15 protein-coding genes and 1 tRNA gene are annotated in these 14,400 nt (G+C 62.5%); 6 read left to right on the top strand and 10 right to left on the bottom strand.

Annotated elements, in window-relative coordinates; translation table 11 throughout:
- Positions 1 to 79 precede the first annotated feature (79 nt).
- Positions 80 to 505, top strand: coding sequence for an acyl-CoA thioesterase (locus BBD46_RS11495; RefSeq protein ID WP_071401851.1), 426 nt, complete (start codon positions 80 to 82; stop codon positions 503 to 505).
- Positions 506 to 562: 57 nt separating this feature from the next.
- Here the strand turns inward: BBD46_RS11495 and BBD46_RS11490 are convergent, their stop codons facing one another.
- The 8 genes from BBD46_RS11490 to BBD46_RS11455 form a co-directional block, all read right to left on the bottom strand.
- Complete coding sequence (locus BBD46_RS11490; protein WP_071401850.1) at positions 563 to 847, bottom strand: HalOD1 output domain-containing protein; 285 nt, start codon at positions 845 to 847, stop codon at positions 563 to 565.
- Positions 848 to 1,090: 243 nt separating this feature from the next.
- Complete coding sequence (locus BBD46_RS11485; protein ID WP_084777747.1) at positions 1,091 to 2,059, bottom strand: methyl-accepting chemotaxis protein; 969 nt, start codon at positions 2,057 to 2,059, stop codon at positions 1,091 to 1,093.
- Positions 2,060 to 2,785: 726 nt separating this feature from the next.
- Positions 2,786 to 2,859, bottom strand: a tRNA-Thr gene (locus tag BBD46_RS11480).
- A 97-nt stretch (positions 2,860 to 2,956) separates the two neighbouring features.
- Entirely contained in the window at positions 2,957 to 3,634 is a 678-nt protein-coding gene (locus tag BBD46_RS11475; RefSeq protein ID WP_071401849.1) for a GNAT family N-acetyltransferase, read from the bottom strand.
- Positions 3,612 to 4,826, bottom strand: a complete 1,215-nt coding sequence (locus tag BBD46_RS11470; protein ID WP_071401848.1) for a phosphoglycerate kinase — start codon at positions 4,824 to 4,826, stop codon at positions 3,612 to 3,614. Before BBD46_RS11470 ends, BBD46_RS11475 begins: the two co-directional genes overlap by 23 nt.
- Before the next feature lie 196 nt (positions 4,827 to 5,022).
- On the bottom strand, positions 5,023 to 5,658 hold the full coding sequence (locus BBD46_RS11465; RefSeq protein ID WP_071401847.1) for a cyclic nucleotide-binding/CBS domain-containing protein: 636 nt from the start codon (positions 5,656 to 5,658) through the stop codon (positions 5,023 to 5,025).
- 142 nt (positions 5,659 to 5,800) lie between these two features.
- Positions 5,801 to 6,565: a GTP cyclohydrolase III gene (locus BBD46_RS11460; RefSeq protein WP_071401846.1), complete on the bottom strand. Its 765-nt coding sequence runs from the start codon at positions 6,563 to 6,565 to the stop codon at positions 5,801 to 5,803.
- A gap of 145 nt (positions 6,566 to 6,710) precedes the next feature.
- Complete coding sequence (locus BBD46_RS11455; protein ID WP_071401845.1) at positions 6,711 to 7,037, bottom strand: DUF5785 family protein; 327 nt, start codon at positions 7,035 to 7,037, stop codon at positions 6,711 to 6,713.
- Positions 7,038 to 7,214: 177 nt separating this feature from the next.
- Here BBD46_RS11455 and BBD46_RS11450 point away from each other — a divergent pair, with 177 nt between their 5' ends.
- Positions 7,215 to 7,688: a GNAT family N-acetyltransferase gene (locus BBD46_RS11450; RefSeq protein WP_071401844.1), complete on the top strand. Its 474-nt coding sequence runs from the start codon at positions 7,215 to 7,217 to the stop codon at positions 7,686 to 7,688.
- Positions 7,689 to 7,752: 64 nt separating this feature from the next.
- On the opposite strand, the gene BBD46_RS11445 is transcribed toward BBD46_RS11450, so the two are convergent.
- Positions 7,753 to 8,553 (bottom strand): class I SAM-dependent methyltransferase, encoded by an 801-nt coding sequence (locus BBD46_RS11445; RefSeq protein WP_071401843.1) that lies wholly within the window; start codon positions 8,551 to 8,553, stop codon positions 7,753 to 7,755.
- A gap of 130 nt (positions 8,554 to 8,683) precedes the next feature.
- Positions 8,684 to 9,871, bottom strand: a complete 1,188-nt coding sequence (gene mct, locus BBD46_RS11440) for a succinyl-CoA:mesaconate CoA-transferase (protein ID WP_071401842.1) — start codon at positions 9,869 to 9,871, stop codon at positions 8,684 to 8,686.
- Between the two features lie 136 nt (positions 9,872 to 10,007).
- On the opposite strand from mct, the gene glmS reads away from it, so the two are divergent.
- The 4 genes from glmS to mch are packed head-to-tail and all read left to right on the top strand — an operon-like array spanning position 10,008 to position 14,383.
- Positions 10,008 to 10,463 carry a methylaspartate mutase subunit S gene (gene glmS / locus BBD46_RS11435; protein WP_071401841.1) on the top strand — a complete coding sequence of 152 codons (456 nt, stop codon included), beginning with the start codon at positions 10,008 to 10,010 and terminating at the stop codon, positions 10,461 to 10,463.
- 7 nt (positions 10,464 to 10,470) lie between these two features.
- The gene (locus BBD46_RS11430) at positions 10,471 to 11,910 is read left to right on the top strand and encodes a methylaspartate mutase subunit E (protein WP_071401840.1); all 1,440 of its coding nucleotides are present in this window, start codon (positions 10,471 to 10,473) and stop codon (positions 11,908 to 11,910) included.
- A 36-nt stretch (positions 11,911 to 11,946) separates the two neighbouring features.
- On the top strand, positions 11,947 to 13,233 hold the full coding sequence (locus BBD46_RS11425; protein WP_071401839.1) for a methylaspartate ammonia-lyase: 1,287 nt from the start codon (positions 11,947 to 11,949) through the stop codon (positions 13,231 to 13,233).
- Positions 13,226 to 14,383 (top strand): 2-methylfumaryl-CoA hydratase, encoded by a 1,158-nt coding sequence (mch, locus tag BBD46_RS11420; protein WP_071401838.1) that lies wholly within the window; start codon positions 13,226 to 13,228, stop codon positions 14,381 to 14,383. Before BBD46_RS11425 ends, mch begins: the two co-directional genes overlap by 8 nt.
- The last annotated feature ends 17 nt before the right edge of the window (positions 14,384 to 14,400 follow it).

Below are 14,400 nucleotides of genomic sequence, written 5' to 3'. Positions count from 1 at the left end.
TCGGAACGCCCCAACTGAGTGACCGAAAACGCAGCCTGAACCAGCAACGATACAGTGGTCGACTTCGTCAGCCGGTACCATGACTCCAGATACCGACAATCGAGAGACGGACGAGTCGTTCGACGCGGACTACGAGGTCGAAGTCGACGTTCGACTGCGGGATATCGACTTTATGGGCCACGTGAACAACGCGACGTACGCAACGTACCTCGAGCAGGCTCGTGAGGCGTTCTTCACGGACGTTTTCGACACGTCGCTCGTCAACCTCGACACCGTTCTTGCCAACGTCGAACTCAACTACGAACGACCAATCGAGGCCGATGCGACGGTCACCATCGCGCTTGCAGTCGGTGAGCTCGGGACGGCCAGTCTACCGATGCGCTACGAGATCCGTGCCGACGGCTCTCGTGTCGCCACCGCCAGTACAGTCCAGGTGTTTATCGACCGCGAGAGCGAACAGTCGCGGCCTATCCCGGACGAGTGGCGTACCCGGCTCGAACAGTAGCAACTCGAGTACCGACAGGATATGAGATGAAGTACTCGAGTGGGGGACGTACACTGCTTAGACTGAAGAGTCTTGTACGATAACGTCTCCCTCGCCTTCGACGACGATCTGGTAGCCGTTGAACATAAACTCGACGCGTCCCGGAAGCCGATCGGAGCCATCCTGGCGGGGTGCAAACAAAGAATCCAGCGCTTCGGGGTTGACGACATCGTACAGCGCCTGGTACTCTGGCGGTTCGATATCGGTCGGATCGACACCCTCCTGCTCGGCGACTGCAGCGATCACTTCAAAACTCGGCGACTGCGAATCGGTTGCCTCCGAACGGTCGACTGAGAGTAGCATTGCCCGGACTCTTTCCTTCCCCATATATAAATCCACTGCCCTCAACGCATGCTTGTGGGCCACATCTGTGCATGAGTGAACCCATACGATCATTAGTGGATTTATTTCAGAAGGTATTCGAACAGATATAGTTGCATTCAGCTGAATTGTCTCTCTTCAAGCGACAATATATTTGCTGTAGTGACTGATTGTAGCCGTAATCACCAACCAGAACGTGGCGGAAACTGACCCGGCGCTTGCCGCTTACGGCGACGGAGCCGGTGATGGGGCAAGGTCGTCAGCGAGGTACTCGAGTGTCTGGTCGATACTCTCGACCTGATTCGTCTGATTCTGAATTTCGCTGGCGATTTCTTCGGTCTGTTCCGCGATATTTTCGGCGCTGGCGACGGTCTGGTCGACCATGCTTGCGACTTCTTCGGTACTCGACGCCTGCTGGTCGGTTGCCTCGGCTACCTCGGCGATGCCGTCTGAAACCTCGTCGACGGTATCGTGGATCTCTTCGAGAATGTCGATTGCCTGGTTGACCGATTCGATCCCCCGTTCGATCCGGTCGTTGTTCTCTTCGAGGCTCTCGGCGGCCGTTGCCGTATTCTCCTCGACGTCGTTGATCATGCGCTCGATTTCGGTCGCCCGTTCCTGGGAATCCTCTGCGAGCGTCTTGACCTCGCTTGCGACGACGGCGAAGCCGTCGCCGGCCTTGTCTGCGTGAGCGGCTTCGATCGAGGCGTTGAGCGCGAGTAGGTTCGTCTGGTCAGCGATATTGTTGATCACTTCGACGACTTTGTCGATTTCGGCGACGCTTTGCTGGATCGTCGCGACGTCGTTCGACACGTCACTCGCTGCCTCCTGAATCTCACTCATCGCCGTCCCGATTTCGGACGCGGACGCCTGTCCGTTTTTGGCCAGATCGCGGGCCGTTTCGCCGGCGGCGGAGACCTCCTCGGCGGAGGAGGCAATCTCCTCGACGGACGCTGATAGATTCGACGTCTCGTCTGCGACTTGCATGATCGCCTGGTGTTGCTCGCTCGCTTCGGCGTGGATGGTCTCGAGCCGATCCCCAATTTCGGCCGTACTCTCACCGAGTGTCGCAAGCGACTCCTGCATCTCGTTTGCGGCTTCGTTGTCGTATTCGACGTCAGTATCGACGCTCCCCTCCGCTGTGGCGTCGAGTTCGTCACCGATCTCCTGATCTGCGAAAGACTCCTGTCTCACGTTTAGTTTCGAGACAGTCCGTCGTATTAGACGTTCTGCCCAATTATGATGCTGTGTGTTGGAACGGGTGGCTGGCATAGTACGACAACTCGGGAGTACCACAGAGTACTTCGATCGATGACGGTAGAATCGGCAAGATGGGGAAGAACAGTATAGAAGACGAATTCGTGAAACGGTTCGTATCAGCGCGGTTGCCAACGCGGGCGAGCCATTCGACATATCCGGTGCTGTGGACGTGTGACTGGAACCAGAGACCGGAGGTCTAGAATATGGTTGCCAGCAGGATAGTGGTGAACTGCTGGCAAGCCAAACTGACAAGGAAGTTGTGACGTCAGTATCGTTGAAGTGTAGTGTTGGCAACAACGAGTAACGGTGGCTTCCCTGTCAGTGGACTCATTAGCCTGCACATACATCAATGTGATGGTTAATTCGGATTATAACCATAGATTAGCAGCTATGGATACGATGCTGTCGAATGAAGAGGGAAATATTGTACAGAATCCAACCCAACCGCATCACCCTCATCCAACTACGGTTCTCAGAGACGTGCTGGATCGTGTTGTCCAGTGTACCGCCTCGGGTTTCGCAACGGCCGCCTACCACGCCGTGACATCCCATTGAACTCGGTAGCCGAATGAGCGGTGACCGTGTGGCCTATGCATCAGCATATTGATACGGTCGGATATGGGGATACCAGGCGGTAAAAGCGTTGAATAGAGGGATTCAAGCCAGGGGTGGGATTTGAACCCACGAAGTCTCGATTACAAGTCGAGTGCATGAACCGCCCATGCTCCCCTGGCGCTGTCCGTTGGTTAGGAATCCTCCTTTGAGTGTGTATCGTTTTCGGTTTCCGTCGTTGGCACACCCTCGTGTGGCTGGCAGGTACTCGAGTCGAGTTCAGGAGGGCTCCTGACTGTCGTCGCTGTCGTCGTCGCCGTCCCCGTCGCCGTCCTCGTCCCCGGTGAGCGGGCGTTGCATCCCGAGACGATACGGCTCGAACCCATGAGCGCGGTAAAATTCCTGTGCCGCATCGTTTGCGGCCATGACTTCGAGCAACAGGACATCCGCACCCTGGTCCTCGAGTTCACTCGCCACAGCGGCAAGGAGCTTCGAGCCGATTCCCTGGCTGCGATAGGATGGCACGACGTAGAGGTTCGAGAGCAGGCCGCGAGTCCGGTCGAGTTCGAGGCTGCCGTGCTCGAGTGAGAAGGAGGCAAAGCCGACGATGGGGTTGGTGGAACTGGTGGTAGTGGTGGTACTGCTGTTGGTACCAGTGGCGGTATTGGTGTTGCTGGTGGTGCTAGTGCTGGTACTGCTCGTAGCACTGCTACTGGTACTGACCGTTTCCGGACCGCCGTCACGAGCACTGTCAGTCCCGTCTACAGCGAGTCGTGCAACGAGTACCCCACCAGAAACGCGGTGTGCAGCGAGCGTCTCCCGCATCATTTCGCGGTTGGCTTCGGCGCGGACGGCAGCATCGTGTTCGCGCTGTCCGTGAGCTAACTGCACCCAGAGGTCGGTGACCGCGTCGATATCGTCTGCCGTGGCGTGTTCAATCGTTAGCTCGGGGGCCATTCTCGAGTGCGGTCACGGCAGGCAGTGGTTCGGCGGTGAGCATCCGGAGTGCAGCGCCGCCGCCGGTGCTGACGTGTGAAAAGCCCTCGACACCGAGCTGGCGCAGCGCGGAGGCGGTGTCGCCGCCGCCGACGATACTCATCGGCACCGACGTGGCCGCGCCGTAGAGTTCCTTCGTCCCCGTTTCGAACGTCTCGTCTTCGAAGACACCGGCCGGTCCGTTGAGGATCACTGTCCCGGCGTCCTCGAGTATCCGTTCGTAGTAGGCGAGCGTCGAATGGCCGATGTCCATCGCAGCCTCGCCGTCCCGTGGCGGGAGCGCGTTGACGGCAAGCTCGTGGCGGTCACCATCGCGCTCGACGGCGACGTCGCGTGGGAGCGCGATACGGTCGCCGTAGGCGTCGAGGAGGTCCTGTGCGCGGTCGATCTCGTCCCAGTACCCCTGCTCGTAGATAAAGTCCGAACTCGCGTCACCGAGGTCGACTTCGTCGGCGATGAGGAAGACGTTGCCGACGACGCCGGCCGTGAGGACGTGATCCGCGAGGCCCTTCTCGAGGACGCTCCAGGCGACGTCGATCGAGTCGGGGACTTTCGCACCGCCGATGACGTAGACTCGCGGCTCGGGTGTCTCCTCGATGGTGCCGAGCACGTCGAGTTCGGATTCCATGACGCGACCCGCATAGCCCGGAAGTACGGTTGGGAAGCCGACCAGTGAGGGCTGTGAGCGGTGTGCTGCGGCGAAGGCGTCGTTGACGTAGGCGTCGAGAACCGGCGCGAGCCCCTCGACGAGGTGTGTGCGAGCGGCCCGGTCGGGGTCGAACTCCATGTATTCCTCGCTGTAGAAGCGGGTGTTCTCGAGGACGACGCACTCGCCGTTGTCGAGCGAGCGGACGGCCTCGCGTGCGGCGTCGGTGAAGGTGGCATCGACGTACTCGACGGGGCGGTCGAGTAGGACAGACAGTCGGTCGGCGTGTGGCGCGAGCGAGACGAAATCGTCGCCACCGGGGCGGCCCTGGTGGGCGAGAACGGCGACCCGACCGCCACGCTCTAGGAGTTCCGAGAGCGTATCGACGTGTGCGCGGAGTCGGGCGTCGTCGGCGAGCGACCCCTCGGCGTCGATCGGACTGTTGACGTCGACGCGAACGCCGACGGTTGTCCCTTCGACGTCGAGGTCGTCGAGGGTATCGATCATTGTCGACCAGTCCACCGCGGCACCCGAAAGGTCTTTCTATCGGAGAGATAGTCTCCGTCTGCTGATTCAACAACACGAACGTGAACGTGAACGCGAGCGCGATGTGAGTACGAGCGCGAATAGCGAACAAAACACAGATGGACCGAACTGTCGAATCGACCGCTCGAAGTAAGCCGGATTGCGAACCCAGGTCTCGCTACACGCTCCGACAGTCCGAGCAGACAAGTTGGCCGTTCGAATCCCAGAGTTCGTCCGCGAGCGAGCCGCAGGTCTCACAGACGCCCTGCGTCGAGTACTCGTCGCCGCCGTTTGGCTGAATTTGGTCCTGTGGCTCGCGCTCAGTCCCGGTGAGCGGCATGGCTGCGAGCCGCTCGTCTGCTGGCTCCTGCTCGGAGAGTCCGTTCGCTGCGTTGTCCGACTGGGTGCGGGTCCGAGACTGCGTCGTCGGCTGGAACGACCCCGCAGCAGCGATGATGTCGCGCTGAGTAACGAGACCAAGCACCTCGTCGTTGCTGTCGACGACGAGGTTGCGGATGCTCTCACGAGCCATGATCGTCGCCGCGTCCGGCACCGACTGCGTTGGGTTGACTGAGATCACTGGCGAGGTCATGATTTCGCCGACAGTCGTCTCCGCCGGGTCGCCCCCATTTTCGACGAGGCCGAGCACGTCCCACTCCGTCATGATGCCGACCGGGTCGGAGCCACGAACGACGAGTACACAGCCGGTCTGCTCTGCACGCATCAGTGAAACGGCGCCCTTGACGGTGTCCGACTCGCTCACACCGACGTATTCGCTCGTCAAGACGTCCCTGACCGACAGTTCTGATTCCATATGTGAACAAACCGCGTGGTCGGGCTAAAAACTACCTCCGCTACACTTAAGCGGCCAGCCGGCGAAGTTTCGTGATTACGGGTACAGGCCGGCTCTCCCGCTGTCGTTCACGAGCCTCCCTGTTCGCGTTTCGCCCCTGTTCTCACTCCCACTCGAGTTCGACGCGCGTTCCGTCAGCCCGACACGTCTCGAGTGCGTGTTTCGCATCGAAGCCGGCATCGTGGGCGTTCTCGCCGTGTCCGACGCCGACCTGGAGTTCGACGTCGACAGCGTCCTCGACGTGATGGATTGCGTCCTCGTAGTCGCCCTCGGTGAGGTCGGGACAGGCGACGATGATGTTGTCGCCGCCGACGAAAAAGGAGAGGCTGTCGTGGGCGTGGCGCATGTGTCGCATGAGTTCGGCGTACCCCTGTTCGATCTCGATGAACGTGTCGAAGGCGTTGAGCTCGTCGGTGTAGTTGCCCGTAGCGTCGATGACGTCGAAGTGGGCGATCTGGACATCATCGGTGGTTCGGTGGCCGTCATCGATCGTCCTGCCATCGAGACACTCTCGGCGGCTTTTGTCCTGTGCACTGCCGGCTTCCTGGACGAGTGCGGTCGCATCGGCGAGCGCCTGCACGGGAGTGGTCCCCGTCGCGACGCCGAGACTGAGCGTCACGGGGTAGCGGTTGCCGACGGACTCCTGGAGGAGTTCGTGGTCGTCCATCGACAACCCGTTGGTTACCGCGATGATGTTATCGAAGCGAGTGAAGAAGGTGTAGCCGCCGCGGTTGCCGACGAACTGAGAGATGTCGGCGTAGAGGCGAGATTGTAGCGTTTGGAGGTCAGCCTCGCGTCGCGGCTCCGGCGTCACGGTCCACGGCCCGTAGTTGTCGATCTGAACGAGCGTTACCTGCGTGTTAGTCACGGTACCCAAAGATTTCGGCCACCGTCGTATAAGTGATACGTAATCCAGATTCGTGATGTGCCGTGCGGTATCGTGGGTCCGTCAATCAGCGCAGGAAGCTGGTTGCTGAACGCAAACAGGAACAGAGACAGAACAGAGACTGCACTCAGGCGCGCTTCTTTTCGGGGTTGGCTCCCTTCGGGTGGTACTCCCAGAAGTCACCCTCGCGCATCGCCGCACCGACTGCCTTGTGCATGTCCGTAATCGTCTCGAACTCCGCCTGATCGACGTACTCGAAGATGTCGCTGAGCGAAACGACTCGTTGATAGTTGACCCGGATCGGGTCGTCGCCGTACTCCGCGACGAACTCGTCGCGCTCGAGTGGGAAGTCTTCTTCCTCGTCGACCTTCTTGGCGATGATCGCCATGTCGTACTTGCGCATCCCCTCGCTGCCTTCGTCCCCGTCGGGGTCGTGTGGCCAGTCCGAACTCATACTCGGACGTGTGTGTGGGTCCCGCAAAAGGGTTACCTTTACTCGCGGGGGTTGCCGCTCGGCCCTCCAACGGGGAGAAACGCACACGCGGAACGGTATACACAAATTACACAAATCGATTGTGAGCGTGACCCACACCGTCCACACGTTCAAGAACGAACGCCACCCACTCGGCGTATGACCCCAGAACTCGTCGAAGCCAACGCAGCCGACCTCGACGACCTCGTCGCACGCTGGTACGCACTCGCAACCGCGATGGAACCCTACGATGAACTGAACGAACTCGAGTACACCGCCCTCGACGAGGTCCCCGACGACGGCTTTCGGGCGCATTTCGACGACGAGTCGATCACCGACTATCTGATCGTTCACGAGGACACCACTATCGGCTTCGTCACGCTTCGCGAGGGCGCTCACCCGTCGCGGCGCTACTCGCAGTATCTCCGTATCGTGAATCTCGCGATCGACGAGGCACATCGGAATCAGGGCCACGGCTCACGAGTTATCGAGCTCGTTCGAGACTTGGCCCGCGAGCGCGGCTGTGACCACCTGAAGGTGTCCTGTGAGTGGCACAACGAAGACGCGCGCCGCTTCTACCGTGAGGTGGGCTTCCGACAGAAGCAGGTCGACTACGCAGAGCCGCTGGAGTGACGCGGTTTCCGCCCTGTGCACAGACAGTTTGGCGCTGCTTCCAATTTGCCACCAATCGGCCCAGTTACTCGTCTCTCGGAACAGACCGCGCTGCGGACGGCCGAACAGCAACGACACGAAGCCGACGATAGTCCGCAACCCACGTCCCGTCGACGAAGTACTCGTCGCGAAGTCGGTCCTCGACCGCCCCGATCACGTCCGCGTGTTCGGCTTCCGGCACCGCCGCGAATAGCTCATCACCAAACATCGCGAGCCACGAGGCCAGCCCGTCCGCGCCGCCGTCGAGCCCCGTCGGCCGATCGAACAACGTTGCATACCGGACCTCGAAGCCGTTGGACTCGAGTACCGTCGCGTACTCGCCGACGCTCGGGAAGTACCACGGGGAGTCGACATCGTAGCCGCGCTCGCCCGCAGCGGCGCGTACCGCCTCGACGATCGACTGCACGTTGCCGACGCCACCGAGTTCGGCGACGAACCGGCCGCCCGGTCGCAGCGACGCCGCGACGGAGTCGAGGACGGCGTCCTGGTCGGGAATCCAGTGCAGCGCCGCGTTCGAGAAGACAGCGTCGAAGTCGGTTTCGAAGGAAAAGTCGCGCGCGTCTGCGCGGACGAACTCGCGGTCGGAATAGCGCTTGCGGGCCTCGGCGAGCATCTCCGCAGAGGCGTCCAGTCCGACGACGTCAGCGCCGTTTCGGGCGATCTGGTCGGTCAGATGGCCGGTGCCACAGCCGAGGTCGAGGATTCGTTCGTCCGGCGCTGGCTCCAGCAGGTCGACGACGTCCTCGCCGTACTCGAAGACGAACGAGTGGTCGCCGTCGTAAGAGGTGCTGTCCCACTCGGTGTCCGTGCCGTCAGGTGGTGACATATCCGGAGCAAGGGCGCGCCTTACTTATCACTAGTCATGTGTGTCAACATGGCACGGGAACAACCCTGGAAACTGAAAATCGGGCATCTGACCCAAGCTGTGGCCGTTGCCAGTTTATTGCTGTTGTCAGCTAGTCGTCGGCCGCCTGCTCGACATCCGTCGTCGTCTCATCCGAGCCAAGCACCTCCTCGCGGTGCTCGTCGAGCAACGGCGCGCGGCCACGCGGCTGCGGCGGCGTCTCGGTCATCTTGATCGGTGAGCCCGCGATCTCGACTTTCTCGTCCGTCCCTGGCTGTTCCACCGGCACGAGCATCTCTCGCGTTTCGACGTGTGGATCCTCGAAAATCTCCTCGGTCGTCTGGACTGGCGCGACAGGGACCCGGCCCTCGAGTGCACCCACGAGTTCGTCGTTGGTCAGCCCCCTGGCCCAGTCGGCGATCTCCTCGCGCAGGGACTCTCGGTTTTCGAGGCGCTCCGCAGCGGTGGGGTACTCCTCGGCGAGATCCTCGCGGCCCATCGCGTCACAGACCTCGTTCCAGTGATTCGTGCCGAAGGCGGCGATGACGGTGTGGCCGTCCTGCGTCTCGAAGGCGTCGTAGGGGAACAGCGTCGGGTGGGAGTTGCCCCGTCTGGAAGGGGCCTCGCCGGTGTAGGACTGCTGGTAGATGGCGCGTTCGGTCAGGCTGAGCATGGAGTCGTACATGCCGGTGTCGACGTACTGGCCCTCGCCGGTCTGTTCGCGGTGGTTGACCGCGGCGAGGATGCCGATACAGTTCAGCGTGGCCGTAAAGAGGTCGCCGATACCGGGACCGACTTTCGTCGGCGGGCCGTCCTCCTGCCCGGTGGTCTCCATGACGCCGCCGAGCGCCTGGGCGATGAGGTCGAAGGAGGGCTGGCCCTGCCGGTCCGTCTCGCCCGTGCGCGGATCGCCGAAGCCGCGGATCGAGGAGTAGATCAGTTGCGGGTTGTGCTCGGTGAGCGTCTCGTAGCCCAGGTCGTACTTTTCCATCGTGCCCGCGCGATAGTTCTCGACGACGATGTCGGCTTCCTCGACCAGCGAGAGGAAGTCCGCGCGATCCTCGTCGTCGTTGAAATCGAGTTCGATGCTGCGCTTGCCGCGGTTGACGCTCTGGAAGTAGCCGCCGTAGGCTTCTTCCTCGGGGTCGTCGACGAACGGCGGGTTCGAGCGGATCAGGTCGCCGCCGGGCCGTTCGATTTTGACCACGTCGGCACCCATGTCCGCGAGTAACATCGTACAGTACGGGCCCGCGAGGACCTGCGTCAGATCCAGCACGCGCAGATTCGAGAGTGCGCCCATGGTGGTCTCGTTGCGATACCGATATCTAAACCTTTACCATTGATTATGTAGGTGTGAACGTGTGTCATTGAGAGGCTGTTAAGGTGTTTAAGGAATATTATCATGGAAGATCATTAACTTTATACCGAAGTCCATCATGATTCTGCATACGATGTCCCAAACGGTCGTCCTCGGCGTGATTGGCTCTGACGCCCACGTCGTCGGCATTACGATCCTCGAGCAGGCATTCAGTGCAGCTGGCTTCGACGTCATCAACCTCGGCGTCCAGACCTCCCAGGAGGACTTCGCCGAGGCCGCAGTAGCACACGATGCCGAGGCCGTACTGGTTTCCTCCCTCTACGGACACGCCGAGCAGGACTGCCAGGGATTCCACGACGTGCTCGACGCCGAAGGCGTCGACGCACTCACCTACATCGGCGGCAACCTCGCCGTCGGACAGGACGACTTCGAGCAGACGCGGGAGACGTTCGAAGAACTCGGTTTCGACCGGGTCTTTAACTCCGAAACTGATCCCGAAGAGGCGATCGCTGCGCTCCGACAGGACCTCCAGATCACGACGATGGAGGCCGAGCGCGCGACCATCAGCTCATAGAGGCCAGATGATACGAGACGAACGCATTCCAGCCGACGAGCTACGGCGTATCGACGACGAAATCCGGTCCGACTGGCCGACGGGGGGCGCAGTCGACTTCGACGAAGCCATCGACTACCACGAGTCACTGCCTGCCCACAAGCGCTTCGCCGACGTCCTCGAGAACGCGGACAAGCCGCTCTTGCAGCCACGGGCCGGCGTCCCGCGACTCGACGACCAGATCGAGCTACTCGAGTACCTCCACGAATCGGGACAGGCGGACCTCCTGCCAACCACGATCGACTCGTACACGCGCGATAACGAGTACGAAAAGGCACAGGAGGGACTCGAGAAGGCCCGCGAGACCGGCGAGGACACCCTCAACGGGTTTCCGGCGGTCAACCACGGTGTGGAGGGCTGTCGGGACTTGATCGAGGCGATCGACGCCCCGATCGAGGTTCGCCACGGCACGCCCGACGCGCGCTTGCTGGCGGCGATCACCTTCGCCGGCGGCTTCCAGAGCTTCGAGGGCGGGCCGATCTCCTACAACATTCCGTACACGAAACGCCACGGACTCGAGGAGACCATCGAGAAGTGGCAGTTCGTCGACCGGCTCGCAGGAGCCTACACGGAGCGCGGAGTGCGGATCAACCGCGAGCCGTTCGGTCCCCTGACCGGTACCCTGGTTCCGCCATCGATCGCCATCGCGATCATGATCGTCGAGGGCCAGCTCGCCGCGACGCAGGGCGTGCGCTCGATCACGCTCGGCTACGGGCAGGTCGGCAACGTCGTGCAGGACGTTGCGGCCCTGAACGCCCTCCAGAAGCTTGGCGACGAGTACCTGCCCGACGAGGTCGTCGTCACGACCGTCTTCCACGAGTGGATGGGCGGCTTCCCGCCGGACGAGGCCCGCGCCAACGGCGTGATCAGTCTCGGCGGAATGACGGCCGCGATTGCACAGCCAGACAAGGTCATCACGAAGTCGCCCCAGGAGTTCCAGGGCGTGCCGACGAAGGAGGCGAACGCCTCCGGCCTGCGCACGACGCGCCAGGTCATCGATATGGCGATCGAGCAGGAGATCGACATCGACGGCATCGCCGAGGAACAGGACTTGATCGAGCGCGAGACCCGGTGTCTGATGGACACCATCTTCGAGCACGGCGACGGCGACGTCGTCCAGGGAACCATCAAGGCGTTCGACTCGGGAGCGCTCGACGTGCCGTTCGCACCGAGTGACAGCGCACGAGGAGCGGTCCTCCCGGCTCGCGACGACGACGGCCGCGTCCGCATCTTCGAGTGGGCCGACCTCGCGATGGACGACGATATCAAGGAGATCCACAAGGCCAGGCTCTCGCGGCGTGCAGACACCGAGGGCCGCGATCAGTCGTTCCGCATGGTGGCAGACGACGTCGACGCGATCAGCGACGGCAAACTCATCGGTCGCCCGCAGAACGCGGGGGACGTCTAAGAACACGAACACGACTACGACGCACACACATCGAGAATGCAGATCACAGACATCCACGCGACGCCCGGCTACTCCGGGTTCTTCTTCGACGACCAGCGCGCGATCAAACAGGGTGCCGAACAGGACGGGTTCACCTACGACGGCGAGCCCATCACCGACGGCTTCGACGAGATTCGGCAGGCCGGCGAGACGCTCATCGTCGATATCGAACTCGCCGACGGCACCACTCACCGCGGCGACTGCGCCGCAGTCCAGTACTCCGGCACGGGCGGACGTGACCCGCTCTTTCAGGCTGCGGAGTACGCTCCCGTCGTCGAGGGTCCCGTCGCCGAGGCACTCGCCGGACGCGACGCGACCGAGTTCCTCGCGAACGCGGACCTCCTCGAGGACCTCGAGACCGGCGGCGATCGACTCCACACCGCGATCCGCTACGGCGTCTCCCAGGCGCTGCTCGCCGCCGCGGCCACAGCCCAGGGAACGACCCGGACCGACGTCCTCGCCGACGCGCTCGGCACGGCACCCGCGAGCGACCCCGTGTCCGTCTTCGGCCAGTCCGGCGACAACCGCTACGCCAACACCGAGAAGATGTTCATCAAGGGCGTCCCCGTCCTCCCGCACGCGCTGATCAACAGCGTCGAGAAGATTGGGGAACATGGAGAGACGCTACTCGAGTACGTCGAGTGGCTCACCGAGCGCTCGCAGGAACTCGGCCCCGATGGCTACGAGCCGCGATTCCACATCGACGTCTACGGCATGATCGGCGAGGTGTTCGGCGCGCCCTACGACCGCGACGAGGTGATCGACTACTTCGCCGCACTCGAGACGGCCGCTGCGCCGTATCCGATCCAGATCGAGGGGCCGATGGACGCGGGGAGTCGCGAGGCACAGATCGAGGCGATGGTCGAACTCCGCACGGGACTGCAAGAAGCCGGCGTCGGCGTCGACATCGTCGCCGACGAGTGGTGTAACACCTTCGAGGACGTGCAGGCGTTCGTCGACGCGGGCGCAGCGGACCTGGTGCAGATCAAGACGCCCGACCTGGGCGGGGTCCACCGCAGCGGACAGGCCGTCCGGTACTGCGAGGGGACCGAGACTCGCGCCTACCTCGGCGGGACCTGCAACGAGACGGAAACGTCCGCACGCGCCTGCGCACACGTCGCGCTCGCGACGGACGCCGCACAGGTGCTCGCAAAGCCCGGCATGGGGTTCGACGAGGGCTACATGATCGTCGAGAACGAGATGCGACGGACCATCGCCCGCCGGAACCGCGAGCAAACCACTGAGACAGAGACAAAGGCTGACGAAATTACTGCAGATGACTAGAGAGTCACAACGGGGGTCCGACACCGACACCGACACCGACGCCGACAACGGGAGCGGCGAGCAACCCGAACCGCGACCGGTTGACTGGACCGATCCCGACACGTTTGCACAGGCACTCGAGCAGGTCGAGACGAAGGAGAAGGGGAACTACTTCGAGGACTTCGCGGAAGGCGACCTCCTCGAGCACGACCCCGGACTCACGCTCACCCGCTGGGGCAACGAGTCGTGGCTGAGCCAGACGCTCAACCACGATCCGGCCTACTGGCGCGCCGACGCCGCCGCGGAACGCGGCTTCGACGAACCGCCGATCCATCCGGACTACCTCACCGCTGCCACGCTCGGCATCACCGTCGAGGATCTGAGCGAGAAGGGCGGCTACTTCCTCGGCCGGACGGACGTCCGGTTCCCCGGCACGCCGGTCTACGCCGGCACCGAACTCCACGTCGAAAGCGAGGTCGTCTCGACGGCGACCTCGAGTTCCCGTCCCGAGTTCGGCATCGTCACGTGGCGAACGCGCGGCACGGACGCCGAGACGGGTGACGTGCTCTGCTCGTACGAGCGGACGAACATGATTCCGCGGCGCGAACCGGTCGCGACGGACGGCGGCACCGCCACGGCGGAGTCAGACAAAGAGGACGACGGACCCAGGCTCCCCGAAACGTTCGTCACGCCCGACGGCGGTTACTTCGAGGATTTCGTGGCTGCACTCGAGACGGCCGAGGGAAGCGACGAGAACGCGGCGGTCGCCTACCGCCACGAGCGCGGGCGCACGCAGGACGACGTAACCGTCGCCTCCCTGCCGCTCGCGACGCTGAATACGGCCAAGCAACACCACAACATCGACGTGATGACCGACTCGCCGTCGGGTGATATCGTCACCTACGGCGACGTGACTCGCTCGACCGCGCTCGGCCACGCGCGCTCGGACGAACAAACCTGGCGCGAGGTCGGCTTCGACGACGAGCAGTTCCACACGTTCGTCGCGACCGGCGACACCGTCTACGCGTTTACGCGCGTGCTCTCCGCCGAGGACGACGCGTCCACCGACGCGGCAGGAACGGTGCGGTTCGAACACATCGCGTTCAACCAGGACGACGAACCCGTCTACTCGGGGACCAGAACAGCGGAGATTCAGAAGCGCACAGTCTAACGAGTACTTGCGACCAC

The organism is Natrialba sp. SSL1 (assembly GCF_001861355.1).
GTDB lineage: Archaea > Halobacteriota > Halobacteria > Halobacteriales > Natrialbaceae > Natrialba.
Note: the sequence above shows the minus strand (reverse complement) of the source record. Positions and strands in the feature narration are given on the sequence as shown.

Coding starts and splice junctions, on each gene's coding strand:
- mch (WP_071401838.1), top strand. CDS start 13,226: ATGACTAGAGAGTCACAACGGGGGTCCGACACCGACACCGACACCGAC.
- BBD46_RS11470 (WP_071401848.1), bottom strand. CDS start 4,826: ATGATCGATACCCTCGACGACCTCGACGTCGAAGGGACAACCGTCGGC.
- BBD46_RS11450 (WP_071401844.1), top strand. CDS start 7,215: ATGACCCCAGAACTCGTCGAAGCCAACGCAGCCGACCTCGACGACCTC.
- BBD46_RS11495 (WP_071401851.1), top strand. CDS start 80: ATGACTCCAGATACCGACAATCGAGAGACGGACGAGTCGTTCGACGCG.
- BBD46_RS11490 (WP_071401850.1), bottom strand. CDS start 847: ATGCTACTCTCAGTCGACCGTTCGGAGGCAACCGATTCGCAGTCGCCG.
- BBD46_RS11475 (WP_071401849.1), bottom strand. CDS start 3,634: ATGGCCCCCGAGCTAACGATTGAACACGCCACGGCAGACGATATCGAC.
- BBD46_RS11465 (WP_071401847.1), bottom strand. CDS start 5,658: ATGGAATCAGAACTGTCGGTCAGGGACGTCTTGACGAGCGAATACGTC.
- glmS (WP_071401841.1), top strand. CDS start 10,008: ATGATTCTGCATACGATGTCCCAAACGGTCGTCCTCGGCGTGATTGGC.
- mct (WP_071401842.1), bottom strand. CDS start 9,871: ATGGGCGCACTCTCGAATCTGCGCGTGCTGGATCTGACGCAGGTCCTC.
- BBD46_RS11430 (WP_071401840.1), top strand. CDS start 10,471: ATGATACGAGACGAACGCATTCCAGCCGACGAGCTACGGCGTATCGAC.
- BBD46_RS11425 (WP_071401839.1), top strand. CDS start 11,947: ATGCAGATCACAGACATCCACGCGACGCCCGGCTACTCCGGGTTCTTC.
- BBD46_RS11445 (WP_071401843.1), bottom strand. CDS start 8,553: ATGTCACCACCTGACGGCACGGACACCGAGTGGGACAGCACCTCTTAC.
- BBD46_RS11455 (WP_071401845.1), bottom strand. CDS start 7,037: ATGAGTTCGGACTGGCCACACGACCCCGACGGGGACGAAGGCAGCGAG.